10 protein-coding genes are annotated in these 20,330 nt (G+C 68.5%); 3 read left to right on the plus strand and 7 right to left on the minus strand.

The genetic code is table 11. From position 1 onward, the window contains the following. Window positions 1-54: 54 nt before the first annotated feature. The 5 genes from DI276_RS45190 to DI276_RS45210 all read right to left on the minus strand — a co-directional run bounded on the left by DI276_RS45190 (window position 55) and on the right by DI276_RS45210 (window position 14,670). Window positions 55-804: a sulfite exporter TauE/SafE family protein gene (locus DI276_RS45190; protein WP_112275808.1), complete on the minus strand. Its 750-nt coding sequence runs from the start codon at window positions 802-804 to the stop codon at window positions 55-57. Between the two features lie 122 nt (window positions 805-926). Then, complete coding sequence (locus DI276_RS45195) at window positions 927-5,699, minus strand: SdrD B-like domain-containing protein (RefSeq protein ID WP_112275810.1); 4,773 nt, start codon at window positions 5,697-5,699, stop codon at window positions 927-929. Between the two features lie 121 nt (window positions 5,700-5,820). Next, complete coding sequence (locus DI276_RS45200) at window positions 5,821-9,036, minus strand: hypothetical protein (RefSeq protein ID WP_112275812.1); 3,216 nt, start codon at window positions 9,034-9,036, stop codon at window positions 5,821-5,823. A 29-nt stretch (window positions 9,037-9,065) separates the two neighbouring features. Beyond that, on the minus strand, window positions 9,066-11,714 hold the full coding sequence (locus DI276_RS45205; RefSeq protein WP_198681305.1) for an SdrD B-like domain-containing protein: 2,649 nt from the start codon (window positions 11,712-11,714) through the stop codon (window positions 9,066-9,068). 277 nt (window positions 11,715-11,991) lie between these two features. Then, window positions 11,992-14,670 (minus strand): SdrD B-like domain-containing protein, encoded by a 2,679-nt coding sequence (locus DI276_RS45210; RefSeq protein ID WP_112275816.1) that lies wholly within the window; start codon window positions 14,668-14,670, stop codon window positions 11,992-11,994. Window positions 14,671-14,910: 240 nt separating this feature from the next. On the opposite strand from DI276_RS45210, the gene DI276_RS45215 reads away from it, so the two are divergent. Both DI276_RS45215 and DI276_RS45220 read left to right on the plus strand, forming a co-directional pair. Next, on the plus strand, window positions 14,911-15,330 hold the full coding sequence (locus tag DI276_RS45215) for a helix-turn-helix transcriptional regulator (RefSeq protein WP_112275818.1): 420 nt from the start codon (window positions 14,911-14,913) through the stop codon (window positions 15,328-15,330). An 11-nt stretch (window positions 15,331-15,341) separates the two neighbouring features. After that, window positions 15,342-15,752 (plus strand): VOC family protein, encoded by a 411-nt coding sequence (locus tag DI276_RS45220; protein ID WP_112275820.1) that lies wholly within the window; start codon window positions 15,342-15,344, stop codon window positions 15,750-15,752. 2 nt (window positions 15,753-15,754) lie between these two features. On the opposite strand, the gene DI276_RS45225 is transcribed toward DI276_RS45220, so the two are convergent. Continuing rightward, the gene (locus DI276_RS45225; RefSeq protein WP_157985352.1) at window positions 15,755-17,305 is read right to left on the minus strand and encodes a glycosyltransferase family 39 protein; all 1,551 of its coding nucleotides are present in this window, start codon (window positions 17,303-17,305) and stop codon (window positions 15,755-15,757) included. Window positions 17,306-17,613: 308 nt separating this feature from the next. Between DI276_RS45225 and DI276_RS45230 the strand changes: the two genes are divergently transcribed. After that, complete coding sequence (locus tag DI276_RS45230) at window positions 17,614-19,194, plus strand: RICIN domain-containing protein (RefSeq protein ID WP_198681307.1); 1,581 nt, start codon at window positions 17,614-17,616, stop codon at window positions 19,192-19,194. A gap of 410 nt (window positions 19,195-19,604) precedes the next feature. On the opposite strand, the gene DI276_RS45235 is transcribed toward DI276_RS45230, so the two are convergent. Continuing rightward, window positions 19,605-20,312, minus strand: coding sequence for a phosphotransferase family protein (locus DI276_RS45235; RefSeq protein ID WP_198681308.1), 708 nt, complete (start codon window positions 20,310-20,312; stop codon window positions 19,605-19,607). Between the last annotated feature and the right edge of the window lie 18 nt (window positions 20,313-20,330).

Here is a 20,330-nt window from a genome sequence, read left to right on the forward strand (position 1 = left end):
TGACGATCGGCGAGCCGGAGGAGAACAACGCCTTCCTGGCCGCCGCCCGCGCGTTCACTTCATGAGCAGCTGAACGATCGCCGCGACTCCCACCACCACGATGACGCCGCGCAACACGGCGGGTGGGAGTTTGCGGCCGATCTTGGCCCCGATCTGCCCGCCGACGACGGACCCGACGGCCAGCAGCAGCACGGCCAGCCACGCCACGTCGGCGATGAAGATGAACATGACGCCCGCGACCAGGTTCACGAACGCGGTCAGCAGGTTCTTCACCGCGTTCATCCGCTGCAGGTGCTCGTTGACGAGCACACCCATGATCCCCATGACGAGCACGCCCTGCGCGGCCCCGAAGTAACCGCCGTAGATGCCCGCGGCGAAAACCCCGATCCACAGCAGCACACCGCCGTCGGTCTGACTGCGCTTGTGAGCCAGCTTGCGGTTGAGCCACGGCTGCATCACCACGAGGACCAGCGCGATCACGATCAGCACCGGCACGATCGCCTGGAACGCCTTCTCCGGCAACGTCACCAGCAAGATCGCACCGACGATGCCGCCCAGGATCGACGCGGGCAACAGTTTCGCGATGCGCGACTTCTGCCCCTTGAGCTCCTCGCGGTACCCCCACGCGCCGGACAGCGAGCCAGGCACCAGCCCGAGGCTGTTGGAGACGTTCGCCACCACGGGCGGGTAACCGACGGCGAGCAGCACGGGAAACGTCACGAGCGTGCCGCTGCCGACGACGGTGTTGATGCCGCCTGCGAACACACCCGCGATGACCACCGCGATTGCTTCCCAGACCGTCATGTCACCCCCAGATACCCAATGGTTAGCGACGCTAACACTCCACTCGGGACAGCGAACTGTGGCGCTAATGACAACAGGCCCGGCACTCAGAGTGAGTGCCGGGCCTGTCATTCGGTTTTCAGCTATGCCGTGCGACGGCGTCCGATCACGCGGGCGCCGAAGCCGAAGGCCACGAGCAGTGCGCCGAGCAGGCCGAGACCGAGCACGCTGGCACCGGTCTTGGCGAGCGCGTCACCCGAACCACCTGCCGGTGCGGCCGGCGGAGTGCCGCCACCACCGGTCTCAGGCTGCTCGACAGGTGCGACAGGCAGGTCAGGCACGACGACGAAGTCGTTCCTGTTCTCGTGATCCGCCGAGACCCGGACGCGGCCGCCCCGCTCGCCCTCGAACTTCCACGGCCCGTCGACCCCGGCCCAGAAGTCACCGGCGGGAACGCGGTCGAAGCGCACGTGGCCCTGCGCGTCCGAGACCGTCTCGCCGGCGTCGCCACCGAAGTCGCGGTCGTGCAGCACGATCCGGGTGTTGCCGATGCCCTCGCCCTCGTCCATCGAACCGTTGTCGTTGCGGTCGTGGTAGAGGTCACCGACCACGGAGCCGAACCCGCCGGGCACCCGTGCGACGTCCTGCGCGAACGGACCGTCGGCGTGGTAGGCGGGGTTCGGCGTGAAGTCGCACGCCGCAGTCACCCTGCCGGACTCGTAGGAGGCCTGCGGCACCTTCTCCTTGACGATGAAGGTCTTCGTCTCTCCCGCGCCGAGGGTCACGCCCTTGCCGCGCAGGTCGCCCCACGCCTCCCGGTCATCGCCGAGGTGGTCCCTGAAGTCACCCCGGTTGCAGGCTGCCTGGATGCCGGTGACGGCCCGGTCGCTGGAGTTCGTCAGCGTGATCGTGATCGTCGCGACCTCGCCGACCTGGTAGACGTCCTTGTCGAGCGTCAAAGTCGCGCTGTACGCCTCGCTGAACGGACGCTCGGCACGTGCGGTCAGCTGGCCCGGCTGGCCCGGCTGGACGCGGACGTCCACGTCGTCACCGGACCTGCGGACGATCCAGCCGTCGGCGAGCGTGTAGTTGACGGAGTAGCCGCCCGACGGGATGCCCTTGAACGAGTAGCGGCCCTCCGCATCCGTCGTGGTCTTGAGGGACCCGGTCGGCACACCGCCGTAGGCGTCGACCACGGCACCTGCCGCCGCCTCGCCCGCGTCCTGCTGCCCGTTGCGGTTCTTGTCCATGTAGACGACACCTGAAAGATCGCCCTTGGTCTGCACGACCGGCACCTCACCGGAGAACAGGCTGTTGGAGTTCGGGCCGCCCAGGTAGTCGAGGCCGCCCCAGATCGACAGCTTGCCGTTCTGGATGTCGTGGATGTTGCCGACGCCCTCGAACGTGCGGGACTCACCAGGTGTGAGCTCGATGCCCGCGCCGCCGTCGGAGAAGTCACCCCACAGGCCCTCCGGCAGCTCGACCGCGAGGACGGGCCAGTCGAGGCGCACCCGCTCGGCGGTCTTGCCACCGATGTTCGTGACGGTCAGCCAGAACCGCACCTGCTCGTGCGACTCGTAGCTCGGCTTCTCGAAGCGCACGACGCCGCGCGGCAGCGGTGCGGCCAGGCCCGGCTCGAGCCAGAACGTGCGCTCGCCGCCCGTCCCGGCGACGGTCACCTCCGAGACGACAGGGCCGCCCTTGAACATCCAGGAACCGTCGACCCTGACCCAGTACGACCCGGCCGGAACTCCGAAGAACTCGGCCTTGCCGTCCGCACCGGTCGTGCGCTCGGCGACCACGGAACCGGTCGTCTGGCTCCTGAGCGAGATCTTGAGACCGCTGATCTCCTCGCCCGGATCGACATCCCCGTCCTTGTTCTCGTCGTGGACCATGTTGATCTTGTAGCTGGTGGATCCCGGGTCGGTCACCTCCGGGCCCGGCTCGACGAAGAGCCACGACTCGAAGGTGGCACCGCGGACGTTGCCGAACGGCATGCCCTCCGACCAGTCGTTGATGATCCGCCACGGACCGAGCACGACCGGCGTGTACTCGCCGACCGCCAGATCCGGGAAGACCCACTTGCCTTCGGCGTCCGCGGTGGTGCTCGCGACCGTCTTGCCGGTGTCCGGGTCGAGCAGCACGACTTTGACGTTCGGGATCTTCGTCGGGTTCATCTGGTCCTTGACGATGGCACCGCGGAACGTCTCGGTCACGCCGGGCACCCTGGTCTTGGTGGAGACGTACGGGTTGCCGGCGCCGTTCTCCGGCCCGAAGTTGCACCAGATGCTGACGTAGCCGTAGTCCGGCGACTCCGCGGGCATCGCCGCGTCGACGTTCAGGGTGAACGTTTCACCGTCGGCGATGTCCACACCGGACGCGCCCTTGGACAGCGGGCCCCACCCGGCCCCGTCGTTGCTGAGGAAAGGCCCACCGAAGCCGCCGCCGCACTCCGCCTTGACGTGGACCGGCTTGCCGGTCCCGTTCGTGATCGACACGGTGAGACCGACCGTCGCACCAGCCTCGTAGGACGGCTTGTTGAACTTCATCGACGCCGTGAGCTTGTCGGACAGCGGACGGACCATCCGGAGCACCGCGGTGCCCTCGTCGCCGGGGTTGACGACGGAGGTCTGCTCCTCGCTGTCCCCCACGACCCAGCCGCCCTCGCGGTCCCACGTGCTCGAGGCGCGGTAGCGACCGGCGGGCACGTTGGTGAACCGGACCCGGCCACCCGCGTCCGACTTGGCGCTCAGCCAGACCGACGGCTTGCCACCGTTGATGTTCACGGTGCGGTTCCCGATCGCCTCGCCCGCGTCCATCTGCCCGTTCAGGTTGCGGTCGCCGTAGATGACGGCCGAGAACGCGCCGGTGCCCCAGACGACGTTCGCCTGCGCCTCGGCCTTGTTGTTGGTGATGTCCGGGTCGGGGTAGAGCGTGCCGACCTCGGTGCGGAAGCGCAGTGTGCGGAGCTTCTCCGGGTCGCTGGCGCCGTCCCGTGCCCTGGCGACGAGGGTGACCTGCTTGCTCTCACCCGGCCAGACCTCGATCGGCGTCTCCACGAACTTGCGGTACTGCTGGTAGTCGAAGTACGGCTGTTCCTCGACGTACGGGTTGCGCCAGTCACCCTTGGCCGGCGCCTTGCCGGTGCCGACGTTCTCGACCTTGAGCGTCATCCGCACCGGGTCGGAGATGTCGTAGGTCTCCTTGTCGAAGCTGACCGAGACCTTGAGATCGGGGGCGAAGACGGTCGGGTCCTTCACCTCGGGACCGGGCACGACGTCGAGGTCGACCTTGACGTCCTGGTCCCCGACGGCGTCGACGAGACGCTGGGTGCTGCCGTCGGCGAACTTCCACTGGCCGGCGAGCTTCAGCGCGATCTTGCCCTGCGGCACGTTCGAGATCGACCAGTTGCCGTCGTAGGTCTGCCCGTCTCCCACGATCCGGTTGTTGGCCGGGTTGTACGCGACGACCTTGACGAACCCGTTGACCGGCGCGCCGTTGCTCAGCACCCGGCCGGACACCGTGCCGATGGTGCCGGCGACATCGACGCCGGCGGTGAGACCGGGGTCGGAGTAACCGGGGAAGCCGTACCCGCCGCCGTCGACGTTGCGGCCGTCGATGCTGAACACGCAGGCGAAGTAGACCTTGCCGGTCGGGAAGTCGACATCGGGCACGGTGTCGGTGATGGTGACCTGCTTCGCCTCGAACGCGCCGATCGTGATGCCGCCGCGGTCCGGCCGCAGCTCACCCCAGCCGGGGCCGGTGCCGTCCAGCGTCGCCGGGTCGTTCTCCGGGTCGCACACCGCGACCAGGCCGGTGATCGGCGTCGAGCCGGTGTTGCGCAGGTTGACCGTCACCGAGATCGGGTCGCCCTTGGCGTACTTCGCCTTGTCGAACGAGTGCCCGAAGACCTGCAGGGAACGCGAGAGCGCGGGCCCGACCTGGAGCGCGAGCTCAGTGCTCTCACCGTTCTTCACGACGATGAACTGACCGGGCTTCACCGCGAGACCGTCGGGGTCGTACCCGCTGCCCATGCGTGCCTGGTAGGTGCCGACGGGGATCTCCCAGAACGAGAAACTCCCGTTCTGGAGGATGAACGTCGAGCCGGGGAAGTCAGGACCACCGGTCAGCTTCATCTGCCGGTAGCCGGTGAGAGTCTCGCCGGGGTCGGCGGCACCGTTGCCGTTCTTGTCCTCGTACACCACACCGGACAGCCGGCCGACGCGCTTGATGATCTTCGCCTCGGCCCGTGCCTCGTTGTCGTTGGGCGCCTTGTCCTTCCCGCCCTCGACGTAGGTGCGCAAGCCGAGCGCGACGCTGTCGCCGAGCTGCGTGTCCCGCGTGCCGCCGAGCTTGAACGTCTTCGTTTCGCCGGGCGCCAGACTGGGACGGGAGACCAGCTCGTCGACACCGGTGCTCAGGTACATGGCGTAGGGCTCGGCGGCGAACCGGATCTGGTTCGCGGGCGCGTCACCAGCGTTGGTGACAGTCACCGTGAGGCTGAGCGCCTCACCCGACGCGTACTCCGGCTTGTCGAACTTCACCGAGAGCTTGAGGTCGGGAACGGCCTGCTGCTCCTGGACGGCCTGGGCCTTCTGCTCCTCCGGCTTCGCGGGCTCGACCGCAGCTGCAGGCGGGGCGACGGGCGTGACCGGTGTGGACGGATCAGCCGGCGGCTGAACAGGCGGCTGAACAGGCGGAGCGGGTTCGGTCGACGACGAGGGCGGTGCCGCGGGTTCGGTCGACGACGGCGGCGCGGGCTCCGGGGTCGCGGACGACGGGGGCGGCGTGACCGTTTCCGTCGGCGTCACCGTTTCCGTCGGCGTCGGCGTCGGCGTCGGCGCGGCGCTCGTCGGGTCGTCCTGCGCGAACGCGGTGGACGCACCGCCGAACGCCAGGACTGCTGCAGTGGTCAAGGCCCCGAATCTGAGCAGGGCACGTCTGACCGATCTCTCGGACAAAGGGAATCCCCCAGGTTGAGGTGGACAGCGGGGCGGCGCTCAGACGAGCGCCGCCCCGCTGCCGCAGAGAACGGTGTTACTTGGTCGAAGGCTTGCGGCGCATTGCCGCGCCGGCCAGGACGAGCAGGCCACCGAAGAGGGTGAGGCCGAGCACGCTCACGCCCGTGTTCGCGAGCGCGCTGGTGTTCTTCATCTTCTTCGCCTGGATGAGCTTGGTCTTCGAGACCTTCTTCGGGCCGCCCGTCTTGGTGCCGCCGCCCGGCCTGGCCACGGCTTCGGGGTCGGCGACTTCAGGGCCAGGATCGACCCAGAACGGCATCGGGTCGGACCGGCCGCGGACGTTGATGAAGCCCTCGCTCTCCCGCCACTGGTCCTCCCTGACCTTCCAGGGGCCGACCACGAGCGGCGTGTACGCGCCGACCGCGAGGTCCGGGAACTCCCACTTGCCGTCGGCGTCGGCCATGGTGCTCGCGACCGGCTGGTTGGTGTCCGGGTCGAGCAGCACCACCTTCACGTTCGGCACCGGTTGCGGGTTCTCGTTCGTGCCGGTGACGACCATGCCCCGGAACGTCTGCGTCGCGCCGGGCACCTTGGTCTCCGCAGAGGCCCAGGGGTTGCCCTGGTTGTCCGCCGGCCCGAACTGGCAGCCGACGCCCACACGACCGTAGTTCGCCGACTCCGGGGGCATCGCGGTGGTGACGCGGTGGGTGTACGTGGCACCGACCGCGACCTCGACGCCGGATCCGTTCCTCTTGAACGCGCCCCAGTCGTCGTTGTCGTTGAAGAGGTCGCGGCCTCCCCAACCCGAGCAGGCCGCAGTCACGTGGACGGGCTTGTCGGAGTTGTTCGTGATCGACGCCGTGACGCCGAGGACGGCTCCCTCCGGGTAGGACGGCTGGTCGAACTTCAGCGTCGCCACCAGTTTGTCCGACAGCGGGCGGACCAGCCGGATCGCCAGAGTGCCCTCGTCGCCGGGGTTCACCACGCCGACCGGGCTGGCCTCGGGGGGCATCCAACCGTCCCGCCAGTTCTCCATGGCGTCCTGTGCGCGGAAGGAGCCCGCGGGCAGATCGGTGAACCGGGCCCAGCCGAACGCGTCGGTCTTGCCGTCCACGCCGACGTGCGGCCGCCCGCCACTGATGCCCATCTTCCGGTTCCCGAGCTCCTCGCCCGCGTCCGGCTGTTCGTTCAGGTTGCGGTCGCCGTAGAAGAAGACCTTCAGCGAGCCGTTGGTGCTCCAGGTGACGCTCGCGCGCCCCTCGGCCTTGTTGTTGGTCCAGTCCGGGTCTCCGGACTGCGTGGCCACTTCGGCGATGTAGCGCAACGTGCGGAGCTTCTCCGGGTCCATCCCGCCGTCCCGCGGCTTGCCGATCAGGGTGAACTGCGTGCTCTCACCCGGCCACAGCTCGATCGGGGTCTCCAGGAACTTGCGGTACTGGAGGTATTCGAAGGACGGCTGTTCCTCGTGCCACTGGTTGCGCCAGTCACCCCGTCCCGGGCCCTTGCCGGTGCCGATGTTCTCGACCTTGAGCGTCATCCGCACCGGATCGGAGATGTCGTAGATCTCCTTGTCGAAGGTGACCGACACCTTGAGGTCGGGGGCGAAGACGGTCGGGTCCTTCACCTCGGGACCGGGCACGACGTCGAGGTCGACCTTCGTCTCCTCGTCCCCGACGACGTCGACGAGACGCTGGGTGCTGCCGTCGGCGAACTTCCACCGGCCGACGACCTTCAGCGCGACCTTGCCCTGCGGCACGTTCGAGATCCACCAGTTGCCGTCGTAGGTCCACCCATCGCCCACGATCCGGTTGTTCGCCGGGTTGTACGCGACGACCTTGACGAACCCGTTGGCCGGCGTGCCGTTGCTCAGCGCGCGGCCGGACACGCGGCCGAGCGTGCCGGCGACGTCCGCACCGACCGTGAGACCGGGGTCGGAGTACCAGGGCATGCCGTAGCCGCCGCCGGCGATGTTGCGGCCGTCGACGCTGAACACGCAGCCGAAGTAGACCTTGCCGGTCGGGTAGTCGACGTCCGGCACGGTGTCGGTGATGGTGACCGGCACCGTCTGACCCACGCCGATCGTGATGCCGCCTCGATCAGGCCGCAGCTCGCCCCAGCCGGGGCCGGTGCCGTCCAGCGTCGCCGGGTCGTTCTCCGGGTCGCACACAGCGACGAGCTTGGAGATCGGTGCCGTGCCGGTGTTCCGCAGATTCACGGTCACCGAGATCGGGTCGCCCTTGGCGTACTTCGCTTTGTCGAAGGAGTGCCCGACGACCTGCAGGGAACGCGAGAGTGCGGGCCCGACCTGGAGCGCGACCTCAGTGCTCTCGCCGTTCTTCACGACGATGAACTGACCGGGCTTCACCACGAGGCCGTCGGGGTTGTACCCCTCGCCGATGCGTGCCTGGTAGGTGCCGACTGGAGCTTCGTAGAAGTCGAACCGTCCGTTGGTGAGCCAGGTCGACTTGCCGGGGAAGTCAGGACCCCCGGTCAGCGTCACCCGCGAGTAGCCGTTGTTGAGGGCCTCATCCGGGTCGGCGACACCGTTGCCGTTCTTGTCCTGGTACAGCACGCCGGACACGCGGCCGCTGTTCTTGAAGATCTTCGTCTCGGCGCGCACCTGGTTGTCGCTCGGCGCCTTGTCGGTTGCGCCCTCGACGTAGGCACGCAGGGTGAGTGTGACCGGAACGCTGCCGACGTAGACCGGCGTGTTCGAGACTGCACCGAGCTTGATCGTCTTCGACTCTCCCGGCGCCAGGCTCGGGCGGGACACCAGCTCGTCGACGCCGCTGGTCAAGCCCAACTGGAACGGCTCGCTCGCGAACCGGATCTCGTTCGCGCGCGCGTCACCGGCGTTCTTCACCGTCAGGGTGAGGCTGAGCGACTCGCCCTGCTTGTACTCCGGCTTGTCGAACTTCAGGGAGACCTGGAGGTCCGGCGCAGCAGCCTGCGCGCTCTGCTGCTCGGCCTTGCGCTCCTCCGGCTTCGGCGCTTCGACCGTCGCGGCAGGCGGGGCGACGGGCGTGACCGGGGTGGACGGATCAGCCGACGGCTGAACAGGAGGAGCGGGTTCGGCCGACGACGGCGGCGGCGCCACGGGTTCGGTCGACGACGGCGGGGCCGGCTCCTCGGTCGAGGAGGGCGGCGGCGTCACCGTTTCCGTCGGCGTCGGCGCGGTGCTCGTCGGGTCGTCCTGCGCGAACGCGGTGGACGTGCCGCCGAACGCCAGCACCGCGGCGGTGGCTAGAGCCGTGAATCTGAGCAGGCCTCGTCTGGCCGATCTGTCTGACATCTGGTTCCCCAGTGGTTGGTGCCGATGAATCAAGAGGTCTGGCGACGGCCGGCGACGCGGGCGCCGAAGCCGAACGCGATGAGGAGCGCGGCGACCACGCCGAGCCCGAGCACGCTGGCGCCGGTCTTGGCGAGCGCACCCCCGGTGCCGATGTCCTCGTAGGTGCCGCTGTCCGTGTCGTCTTCAGGGCCCTGGTCGGAGTCGTCGTAGTCGGGTTCTGGTCGTTCCGGGCCCGGCACGACCGGGAAGCTGTTGTGCGTCACCACGTCGCCGAAGATCTGCACGCGGCCGCCGTGCTCGCCCTCGAACTGCCACGGCCCGTCGACCCACAGCCAGAAGTCACCCGGCGGAAGCTTCTCGAAGCGCACGCTGCCCAGTGCGTCCGATTCCGTCTCGGCGACGACGAAGCCGTCCTCCTTGTCGGTGACCACCGCGATCCTGGTGCCGGAGAGACCTTCGCCGGGGTCGACCTTCCCGTTGCCGTTGCGGTCGTGGAACAGCGGGCCTTCGAGCCCACCCGTGCCACCGGGCACGCTGGCCCAGTCGAAGCCGTACGGGCCGTCGGTGTTGTGCGAGGGGTTCGGCGCGAAGTCGCAGGCGATGACCACCCGGCGCTTGTTGCGCGCGGCAGTGGGCACCTTCTCCGTCACGACCAGCGTCTTGGTCTCACCGGGACTGACGGTGACGCCCTTGCCCCAGTAGCTCAGGTCGCCCCAGCCGGTCATCGGGTCCTCGTCGCTGCCACCGAGGTGGTTGGGGGCGCCGATCCGGTTGCACTTGGCCTGGATCCCGCTGATCTCGCGGTTGCCGACGTTCGTCAGCTTGACGGTGATCTTGGCGGTGTCCCCGATCGCGTACGACGCCTTGTCCAGCACGACGCTCGACTTGAGGGTCTCGCGGTACGGCCGCTCCGCACGTGCGGTGAGCTTGACGACCGCTCCCGGCTCCACCCAGCTCAACGGCTCGTCACCCTCGACGTGCACGAGCCAGCCGTCGGCCAGCGTGTAGCCGAGCGAGTACACGCCGGAAGGGACTTCGGAGAACGTGAAGCGCCCGAAAACGTCCGTGGTGGTCTTCAGATACCCGTACGGCGCACCGCCGTTGGCCTCGACCACGACGTGCGCGGCGGCCTCCCCGGCGTCCTGCCATCCGTTGCCGTTGCGGTCGGTGTAGACGACACCGGTGATCTCGCCGCGGGTCTGCACGACCTCGACCTCGCCGCGGAACGCACTGTTGTACGGGTTCATCCGGCCGAGGTAGTCGATCCACCTCGACACCACCAGCTTGCCGTTCCAGATGTCGCGGATCTTGCCCGTGACCTCGAACGTGCGGGACTCACCCGCGAGGATCCGGATGCCGGGGCCGTTGGGCCGGAAGTCACCCCACTGCTCGTCCGGGACGTCCAGCGACTGGAGCCGGTGCTCCAGGCGGGTGCGCTCGGCCGCCTGGCCGCCGATGTTCGTGACGGTCAGCCACATGCGCACGGTCTCGTGCGACTCGTAGCGGTCCTTGTCGAACTTCACCGTGGCGCGCAGCTCCGCGGGCGCCGAGTGCTTCAGGATCCGGTGGTTGACGGTGTCCTGGTCGGTGATCCGCACCTGGTCCTGACCGGCGTCGCGGAAGCCCCAGCCGCCGAGGACGACGGCCCGGTAGTCGCCCATCGCCAGACCGGTGAACTCGATGCGGCCGGCCTTGTCGCTGCGCCCCTGCGCGACCACCACCCCGGACTGCGGGTGCAGCAGTACGACCTCGGCCCACTCGACGACCTCGGACGGGTCGATGCGGTTGTCGACGTTCTGGTCGCGGCCGACGATCATCGTGTAGGTGCCGGAACCGCCGGTCACCGCCGCCTCGTCGTGCACGACCGGGCCGTCGGTGTTCCAGTCGGCGAACGGCGCGAAGTCGCAGTCGAGCTTGACGGAGCCCTTCTGCCGCGCGGCGGCCGGGATCTCCTCGACGATGACGAACGTGCGCTGCTCACGAGGCGCGAGCCGCAGGCCGTTGCCCTTGAGCGGGTTCCACCCCTCGACGCGGCCGAGCGAGTTCGGGACTTCCTCGCGGTCGCAGACGGCCTGGATGTTGTCGATCGGCCGGTCGGTGGTGTTGGTGAGGCTCAGCCTGACCGTCGTGTTCGACGAGTGCTGGTAGCTGTCGCGGTCGAGCGTCGCGGTGGCCCGGAGCTGCTCGTCGTAGCGCCGCTCCGCGCGTGCCGACACCTCGGTGATCGTGTTCGCCTCGACCTGGATCAGGTCGCCGTCGATGTTGGTGTGGTGCACGGCCCAGCCGCCGGCCAGCTGGTAGGTCGGCTCGTAGGTGCCGGGCACGAGGCCGGTGAACGCGAACTTGCCGTTCGCGTCGCTGGTCGTCGCGTGCCTGGAGCCGTCGCCGAAGATCTCGACCTTGCCGCCGGCGATGGCCTCCTGGGGATCCTGCTGACCGTTGCGGTTCTTGTCGGCGTAGAGGACGCCGTTGACGTCGCCCTTGGTGGTGTCCGGCTCCGGCTCGACCTCGGTCGGCTCCTCCGGTTCCTCCGGTGCCGACGTCTGGGTCGGACTGCTCGAGCTCGTCGGGTCGTCCTGCGCGAATGCCGCGACGGACGCCGAGCCGAAAGCCACTGCGGCAGCCGTCGCCAGAGCGACGAACCTGAGCAGCGCGCGACCGACCGATCTCTCGGACAACGAATCCCCCAAGACCCCGTGACAAATGCTGTCTGCCGACGTCAGAGCCCCCGCACGCGTCGATGAGACGAGCGAAAAATACCGCACGCACAGTGCTTCCGGAAGTGTCAAGGAGGTCACGAAAATGCGTTCAAGATTTTCTTTGGGCGAGGGCAACCGACGGGCTTCGAAAAGCGTGAGCAGAGCGCGGACAGCTGTGCCTGGGCGGCGGTGGCACGCTGGTGAAGCGGGTTCGCGGAAGCGGTTTCGAAGATCAACTATCCACTGTGGACATTGATCACACAGTCTTGCGGCGACCGGCCACGCGAGCGCCGATGCCGAACGCCACGAGCAACACGGCGAGCACGCCGAGACCGAGCACGCTGGCACCCGTCTTGGCGAGGGCGCCCGCGGTGCCTGTGTCCACTGTGTCCACTTCGGAACCAGGCGGGGACTCCTGGGGTTCACCGCCGTCGGGCCGGGAGCCGGGTGGCGGGCCGGGCACGACGGAAAGCGTGTCCTCCCACACGGTCCCGTCGTACACCCGGACGCGGCCGCCCAACTCGCCCTGGAACATCCACGGCCCGTCGATCACCAACCAGAATTCGCCCGGTGGGATCTTCTCGAAGTGCACGTAGCCCTGCGCGTCCGAGACCGCCTCGGCGACCAGGAAGCCGTTCACCTTGTCGGTCATCATCATGACCCTGGTGTGGGCGATGGCCTCGCCGTAGCCGCCTTGCCCGCTGTGGTTGGGGTAGTGGAAGAGCCGGACCTTCATCCCGCCGGACCCACCGGGCAGGCTGGCCCAGTCATAGCCGAACGCGCCGTCGGTGTTGTACCTGGAGTTCGGCGCGAAGTCGCAGGCGACGACCACCTTGCGGATCCACTTTGCGGCGGCGGGCACCTTCTCCGCGATGACGAACGTCTTCGTCTCGCCGGGGTTGAGCGTCACACCCGGTGTGCTGGGCCGGAGGTCGCCCCAGGTCTCCGGCATGGGAACCAGGCCGGTGCCACCGAGGTGGTGGTTTTCGCCGGGGTGGATGTCCTCACCCCTGTTGCAGCCGGCTTGCACACCGCCGATCACCCGGTCGTCGATGTTGGTCAGCGTGACGGTCACCGTGGCGGTGTCACCGACCGCGTAGGTGGACTTGTCGAGCACCACCGCCGCCTTGAGCCTCTCGCGGTACGGCCGCTCCCCGCGCACGGTGAGCTCGAGCGGCGTTGCCGGCTCGACCTTGATCCGCGCGGCCTTGTCGTGGTCGTGCACGACCCACCCGCCGGCCAGCGTGTAGTTGACCCAGTACATGCCGGACGGGATGTTCTTCGCGGAGAACCTGCCGTTGGCGTCCGTCGAGAGCTTGGCGCTCCAGTAAGGCGCACCGCCGCTGATCTCGACCACGGCTTCTGCGGTGCCCTCGCCCGGATCCGGCTGCCCGTTGCGGTTCTTGTCCGTGTAGACGACACCGCCGAGGTCGCCTCTGGTCTGCACGATCTCGACCGAGCCGAAGATCGCGTTCTCCATCGCGTTCGTCTGACCGATGAAGTCGAAAGCGATCCACTTCGTCAGCTTGCCGTCGGGGAACTCGCGAGGCAGTCCCGAGAAGCTGAACGTGCGCGTCTCACCGGCGGGAATCCGGATGCCGACGCGGTCGTCGCGGAAGTCGCCCAACTGCTCGTCGGGGACGTCGAGCGGGTACATGCCCCATTCGAGGCGTGCGCGCTCGGCGGTCTTGCCACCGATGTTCGTGACGGTCAGCTCCAGGCGGATCGTCTCGTGCGACTCGTAGCGCGGCTTGTCGAACTTCATCGTGCCCCGCAGGTCGGGCGGCGCCGCACGCTTCAGGAACAGGTAGCCGACACTGCCCTGTGCCGGGACGTGCAGCTGCTCCTGGCCCGCATCGCGGGGCCCCCACGAGCCGAGGAGCACGGCCCGGTAGTCACCGGCTGCGAGACCGGTGAACTCGATCTTGCCGTCCTTGTCGCTGACGCCATCGACGACCTCGTAGCCGGTCTTCTGGTTCAACAGGACGACCTGCGCACCGGAGATCGCCTCGCCGGCGTCGATGCGGGAGTTGGCGTTCCTGTCGTCGCCGAGCACCAGCGTGTAGCCGGGGTTTCCGGTCACCTTCGCATCGTCATGGACGGTCGGGCCGTCGGTGTTCCAGTCGACGAACGGCGCGAAGTCGCACTTGAGCGCGACGCTGCCCTTCTCCCTGGCGGCGAGCGGGATGTCCTCGACGATGGTGATCGTGCGCTCTTCGCCGGCCGCGAGCTCCAGGCCGTTGCCCTTCAGCACGTTCCACCCGTCACCGCGGCCGAGCAGTCGCGGCGAGTCCTCGCGGTCGCAGGCGGCGCGGATGCCGCTGATCGGGCGGTCGGTGGTGTTGGTGAGCCGCACCGTGATCGTGGCGGAGGCCGGGTGGCGATAGCTGTCCTGGTCGAGCGTCGCGGTCGCCTTGAGCTGCTCGTCGTAACGCCGCTCGGCGCGTGCCACCACGTCGGCCGTCTGGTTCGCGGTCACCGTGATCAGGTCACCGCTGACCCTCGTGTGGTGCACGGCCCAGCCGTCGGCCAGCTGGTAGGTGGGCTGGTAGGTGCCGGGGGCGAGGTCCGCGAAGGCGAACTGGCCCTCCGCGTTGCTCGTTGTCTCGTGGGACGAACCGTTGCTGCCGCCCTGGATCACGACCTTGCCGCCCGAGATGGCTTCCTCGGCGTCCTGCTGGCCGTTGCGGTTCTTGTCGGCGTACAGAACGCCGCGCACGCCGCCAGTGGTCGCCTCGGCCTGCCGTGCCGGAGGGGGCGCCGGTTCGGCGCTGGGCGGGGCTGTCGTGGGCTCCGCCGGCTGGGGCGTCGGCGTCTCGGCCGGTGTGCTCGTAGCCGTCGGGTCGTCCTGCGCGAACGCAGCAGCGGAAACCGAGCCGAATGCCATCACCGTGACGGCCGCCAGTGCGACGAACCTGAGCAGCGCGCGGCCCACCGATCTCTCCGGCAACGAATCCCCCAAGACCCCGTGACAAATGCTGTCTGCCGACGTCAGAGCCCCGCACGCGTCGATGAGACGAGCGAAAAGTACCGCACGCACAGTGCTTCCGGAAGTGTCAAGGAGGTCACGAAAATGCGTTCAAGATTTTCTTCGGGCGAGGGCAACCGGCGGCCTTCGAAAAGCGTGAGCACAGCGCGGACAGCTGTGCCTGGGCGGCGGTGGCATGCTGGTTTCGTGACGCCCGAGGACCTCGCGCACCTGCGTCGAGCGCGCGACCTGATGGACCGCGAATACGCAAAGCCGTTGGACGTGCCGGCGATGGCCCGTGCCGCGCTGATGTCGCCTTCGCACTTCTCGCGCCAGTTTCGCGCGGCCTACGGCGAGACCCCGTACGGCTACCTGATGACGCGGCGGATCGAGCGTGCGAAGGCGTTGCTGCGGCTGGGCACGTTGTCGGTGACCGAGGTGTGCGTGGAGGTCGGCTGCACGTCGCTCGGCTCGTTCTCCGCCCGTTTCACCGAACTGGTCGGCGAGACACCTTCCGCGTACCGCGCGCGTTCGCACTCCGAGTTGGCCGCGGTGCCCGGATGTCAGTTGAAGGGGCTGACGCGACCGAGCAGGTTTCGAGAAGCGTCGCGCTCCGGGCCTGCCTAGGGTTTCGTGTCATGAAGCTTTCGCACACGTTCCTCTTCGTGCACGACCAGGACGCGGCACTGAAGTTCTACCGCGACGTCATCGGGCTCGAGGTTCGCACCGACGAGTCCGTTGAGGACTACCGCTGGCTCACCGTGGGGCCGGCCGACCAGCCGGACATCGAGATCGGCCTGTCCCGCATCGGCCCGCCCATCCCGCCGACCGACTACGAGGCGCTGAACGCGTTGCTGGCCAAGGGATCCCTGCAGGGCATCATCTTCGAGCTCGACGACGTGGACGCGAAGTTCGAACAGGTCCGCGCGGCCGGTGCCGAGGTGATGCAGGAGCCGATCGACCAGTTCTACGGCGTCCGCGACTGCGCGTTCCGCGACCCGTCGGGCAACATGATCCGCTTTTCGACGCCGCGGACCGTTTCGCCGTAACGTCAGGGCTTGCGTTCCAGCAGCGCCACGGTGGCCATGCCCGAGGGCTGAACGACCCGCGTCACGACGAAGTTGTCCCGCAGCACCTGCGCCTTGGCGGGCGTGAGACCCTCGAGCGGATCCGTTCCCGGCAATCCTGGCCGGACGAGCCACAACCGCTTCAGGTCACCGATCGCGGCCTGGGGGTCGGTGGTCTCCTCGGTGAAGAACTTCCCCAGTTCGATCCCGGTGCGCGCGGCGAAGACGTCCTTCGGCTTGACGTCGGCCGGCAGGTGGTACCGCAAACCCGTGTCGACCATGTAGTACGAGATCACCTCGCGGGCCGGCACGAGCCCGTCGCCGGGGCGGTAGTCCTTCACGATGACATCGGCGACAGCGGCGTAGCTGAACGGGCTGGCGGGCGCCGGGTCGGGGTAGTTCCACCAGTCGTGCGAGTCGGGGGCGCGCAGTGCCTTCTGGTCGGGCACGCCGAGCAGCGCGAGCACGACCAGCCCGGCGACGGTGGCCGCCGGACGGAGCGCGGCGATACCGGCTCCGGCCACGACCGCCCACGCCGGCAGGGTGAAGGTCAGGTACCGCGCCCACCAGAACGAGGTGCCGCTCTGCGAGACGACCCACACGGCCACGATCGGCAGGATCGCCATCGCCAGCCCGCAGATCGCCTGCCGGCGGGAGACACCCAGGGCCAACGGGGCCGCGACCGTCACCGCACCCGCGACCATGGCGGAGAAGAACAGCAAGGGCCACGTGGCGGGCACGGTCTGCAGGTCGGGCACGGCGAGCTTGAACTGGTTCCCGACCTGCCGCAGGCCGACCAGGGCCAGCGGAGTCACCAGCGCGAGGCCGGCCAGCGCGGCGAGCGGGAACCCGATCAGGACCCCGCGTTCCCGCCGCTGCCACCAGGACACCGCCACCACGACGAGATGCCCGGTCAGGAAGGTCAGCGCGACCAGGTTGAACGCGCCGGCGAGCGCCACGCCCAGCGCGTACGCGCCCCACCGCAACCACCCGGGCCGGTCGAGCGCGCGCAGCAGGAGCAAGGTCGCCAGCGCCACGGCGAAGATCATGAACGCGTACGAGCGTGCTTCCTGCGCGTAGCGCGACACCACCGGCAACAGGGCGAAGACGATCCCGGCGCTCAGACCGGCACGGTCGCCGAACATCCGCTTCGCGATCAACGCCGTCAGTGCGGCGGCGCCGGCCATGGCCAGCACCGACGGGAACCGCAGGGCGAAGGCCGAGTCGCCGAAGATCGACGTCCAGCCGTGCATCAGCAGGTAGTAGGCACCGGAAGACGCGTCGATGTGCCGCAGCAACCAGAACAACCCGCCGGTCGTCCGGGTGGCCGCGTCCCAGGTGGCCAGCTCGTCCCGCCAGAGTTCCGGTCGGCCGATCTGGTAGACCCCGAGCACCACGGCGAGCAGGGCCGGCCACAACCAGACCAGGCGCAGCAGCCGGGACAGCGCCGGCTTGCGGGTGGCTGACTCCTGATCGCCGACTTCGGACTGGGAACCGGGAGCGTCCAGCAGCACAGTCGGAGTGTCAGCGTTCATCGTCCTCGGACATCCATGAGGGGTGGGTGAGCGCACCGATGGTAGCGAGCAAGCACCTTTCCCCCGCGACCAGCGATCGACGGCTGCCACACGACGCCCGGTGAGCAGCGCCCTCGGCTGGAACCGGGAACTCGACGTACGCCGCTTGACGCATTCCAAGTGATCTGTATCACACGTGCGGATGGCGCCCTCCTCTACTGCAAGAGGACGACGTGCGCATGCGCCGTCGCCTGATGTCGAACCGGAAGTGGGAAGCCATGTCACAACCGAAAAGACCGCCGCAGCCATTCGACGGCATCGTCAAGGTCGTGGACACCAACCTGGGTGAGGCCCCGGAGAGCTTCGACCTGGTGCAGGACTACCTGCGCCGCTTCGGATACCTGACTGAGAAGCCGGAGGCCGAGGAAGCGGCGGTCGCCGGAACGCTGGACATCGACACCTCCACCGCACTCGCGGAGTACCAGGCGTTCCACGGGCTCCCGGCGACCGGGATCTTCGACGCGGCCACGCGCGAGATGATGACCCGCTCGCGGTGCCTGCTGCCGGACCCGCAGCTGGTGGGGCCCACGTTCTCGACGACCTGCGCGTGGAACAGGACGGCGTTCACCTACGCGTTCGACGCGGGCACGAACGACATCGCCGGCGACGACGAGCGGCAGGCCGTCCGCAACGCCTTCATCACGTGGTCGGCGGCGGCGCCGGTGGCGTTCCGGGAGGTGGCCACGAACCAGAGCCCGGACGTCCTGATTCGGTGGGGCAACGCGGCGTGCGGGGACGCCAACATGGCCGGTGGCGTGCTGGCGCACGCGGACTACCCGCCCGGCTGCGGCTTCTACGGCAACGCGTTGCCGCGGCCGTTGCACTTCGACGACCAGGAGCACGCCTGGGTCATCGGTCCGGTGGCCAGTTCCTACGACGTCGAAACGGTGGCGTTGCACGAGGTCGGGCACATCCTCGGACTGCAGCACTCGAGTGTCAGCGGTGCGGTGATGTTCCCGTCGATCTCCGCGAGCACGACGATCCGAGCGCTGACCAACGACGACATCGAAGGCATCCGCAAGCTGTACCCGCCGACGGGACCGATCTTCGTGAAGCACAGCGGGAAGTGCCTCGACGTCGAGGGACAGTCCACGGCCAACGGCGCGGACCTGCACCAGTGGGACTACTGGGGCGGCAACAACCAGCTGTTCAAGATCGAGTGGATGGAGACGGGGCACTACCGGCTCATCGCGCAGCACAGCAACAAGGTCGTGGACGTCGAGGGGCAGTCCACGGCCAACGGCGCGCAGGTGCACCAGTGGGACTGGTGGGGCGGCAACAACCAGCGGTTCCGCCTCGACCCGGTCGGCCACGGCTATTACCGGATCGCGGCGAAGCACAGCAACCGGGTGCTCGACGTCTCCGGCATCTCGCAGAACTCCGGCGCCAAGGTCATCCAGTGGGACTGGTGGGGCGGTGACAACCAGAAGTGGCGCATCGGCCCCGCACCGATCACGGCACGGCACAGCGGCAAGGTCGTCGACGTCTCAGGAATCTCGCTGGCCGCGGGTGCTCCGGTGATCCAATGGCAGTACTGGGGTGGCGGCAACCAGCGCCTGCGGCTCGACCCGGTCGGTGGCGGCTACTACCGGATCATGGTCGAGCACAGCGGGATGTGCCTCGACGTCGAGGGAGCCTCGACCGCACAGGGCGCGCGCGTCATCCAGTGGCCGTACTGGGGCGGCGACAACCAGAAGTGGAAGCCCGAGGGCGTCGGCGAGGGCTACGTGAAGCTCGTGGCCAAGCACAGCGGCATGTGCCTCGACGTGAACGGTGCCTCCACGGCCGACGGTGCTCAGCTGATCCAGTGGCCGTACTGGGGTGGCAACAACCAGAAGTGGAGGATGTGACCAGCCCTCAGCGGACCCTTCTGCCGCGCAGGATCACCGCATGCGGCGGAATCCGGGGACGAAGCCCCGGTGGAGGTCCGGGGCGTAGCCATCCGCGGAACGCAGGGGCAAAGCCACCCGGCTGGGGGTCCGGGGGCGAAGCCGCCCGGCTGGGGTCTGGGGGCTCGGCCTCCAGAAGACACCTGGAGCGAGGTCAGGTCGACGCTTTCCGTCGACACACCTCACCCCTCGCGGAAGCGGAGGGATTTGAACCCCCGGACCCGTGAAGGTCTCCCGCTTTCAAGCTGAGCACTGCTTAGCTCTGCGCATCGCCAGGTCTTTGCAGGACAAACGCCCCTTGACAGCGAGCGTAAGTCGGCAAAGCGTGTGCACTTAAGTTGATCACGCTTGAGTTCTTCTCGTTTGCGGGGTCAGACCGAGGCGAGCTGCCCGTCGGCCCACTGGCGGGCGGCGTCCGCCATGCGCTGCTTCCACGGCTGTGGGTCACTCGTCGCGATGTCGGTCCACATGTCGACGTTGGCGCGGGCGAACACGCCGAGCGCGGTTCGAGGTGCAGAGGCCCATGCGCGCGTGCGGCTCACGAGTTTCCCGGCCTGCGCGGCGGTGTGCCCGGCGGCGATCAGCCGCAGGGCAAGGCAGCACGGATCGATCCACGCGGCGCCGCGAGTCGGCCATGCCCAGTCGATCATCCGGGGCGTGCCGTCCGGGGTGATGAGGATGTTGTCCGGGTTGTAGTCGGTGTGCAGCAATGTCTCGCCGCCGAGCAGCTCGGCCTCGGTGTCGTCGAGGTACCCGCGCCACCTTTTGCGCGCATCCTTCAACGGCAGGTCCGGCACCGGAAGCGACGTCAGCGTGTCGACGGCCGCTAGGACGGCCGGGAGGTCCGGTGAGCCTGGGGCGTAGTCAGGGTGGCGCCCGGCGATGTACTCGAACGCCAGGACGTCCCAGCCGTCGGCGTCGTTGAGCCTCCACAGCAGGGCGGGGGCGAGAGGCTGAACGTGCGGGTTGATCGTCGCTTCTCGTTGTTGCGCGACGACGCCAGAGTGATCGGTGCGGATGCCCTTGACGAACACCTGTCCGGTCGGGGTGTCGAGGATGGCGGCAAGTGCGGAGTTCATCCCTTGCGACAGGGTGCG

The organism is Lentzea terrae, assembly GCF_003265345.1.
Taxonomy (GTDB): domain Bacteria; phylum Actinomycetota; class Actinomycetes; order Mycobacteriales; family Pseudonocardiaceae; genus Lentzea; species Lentzea terrae.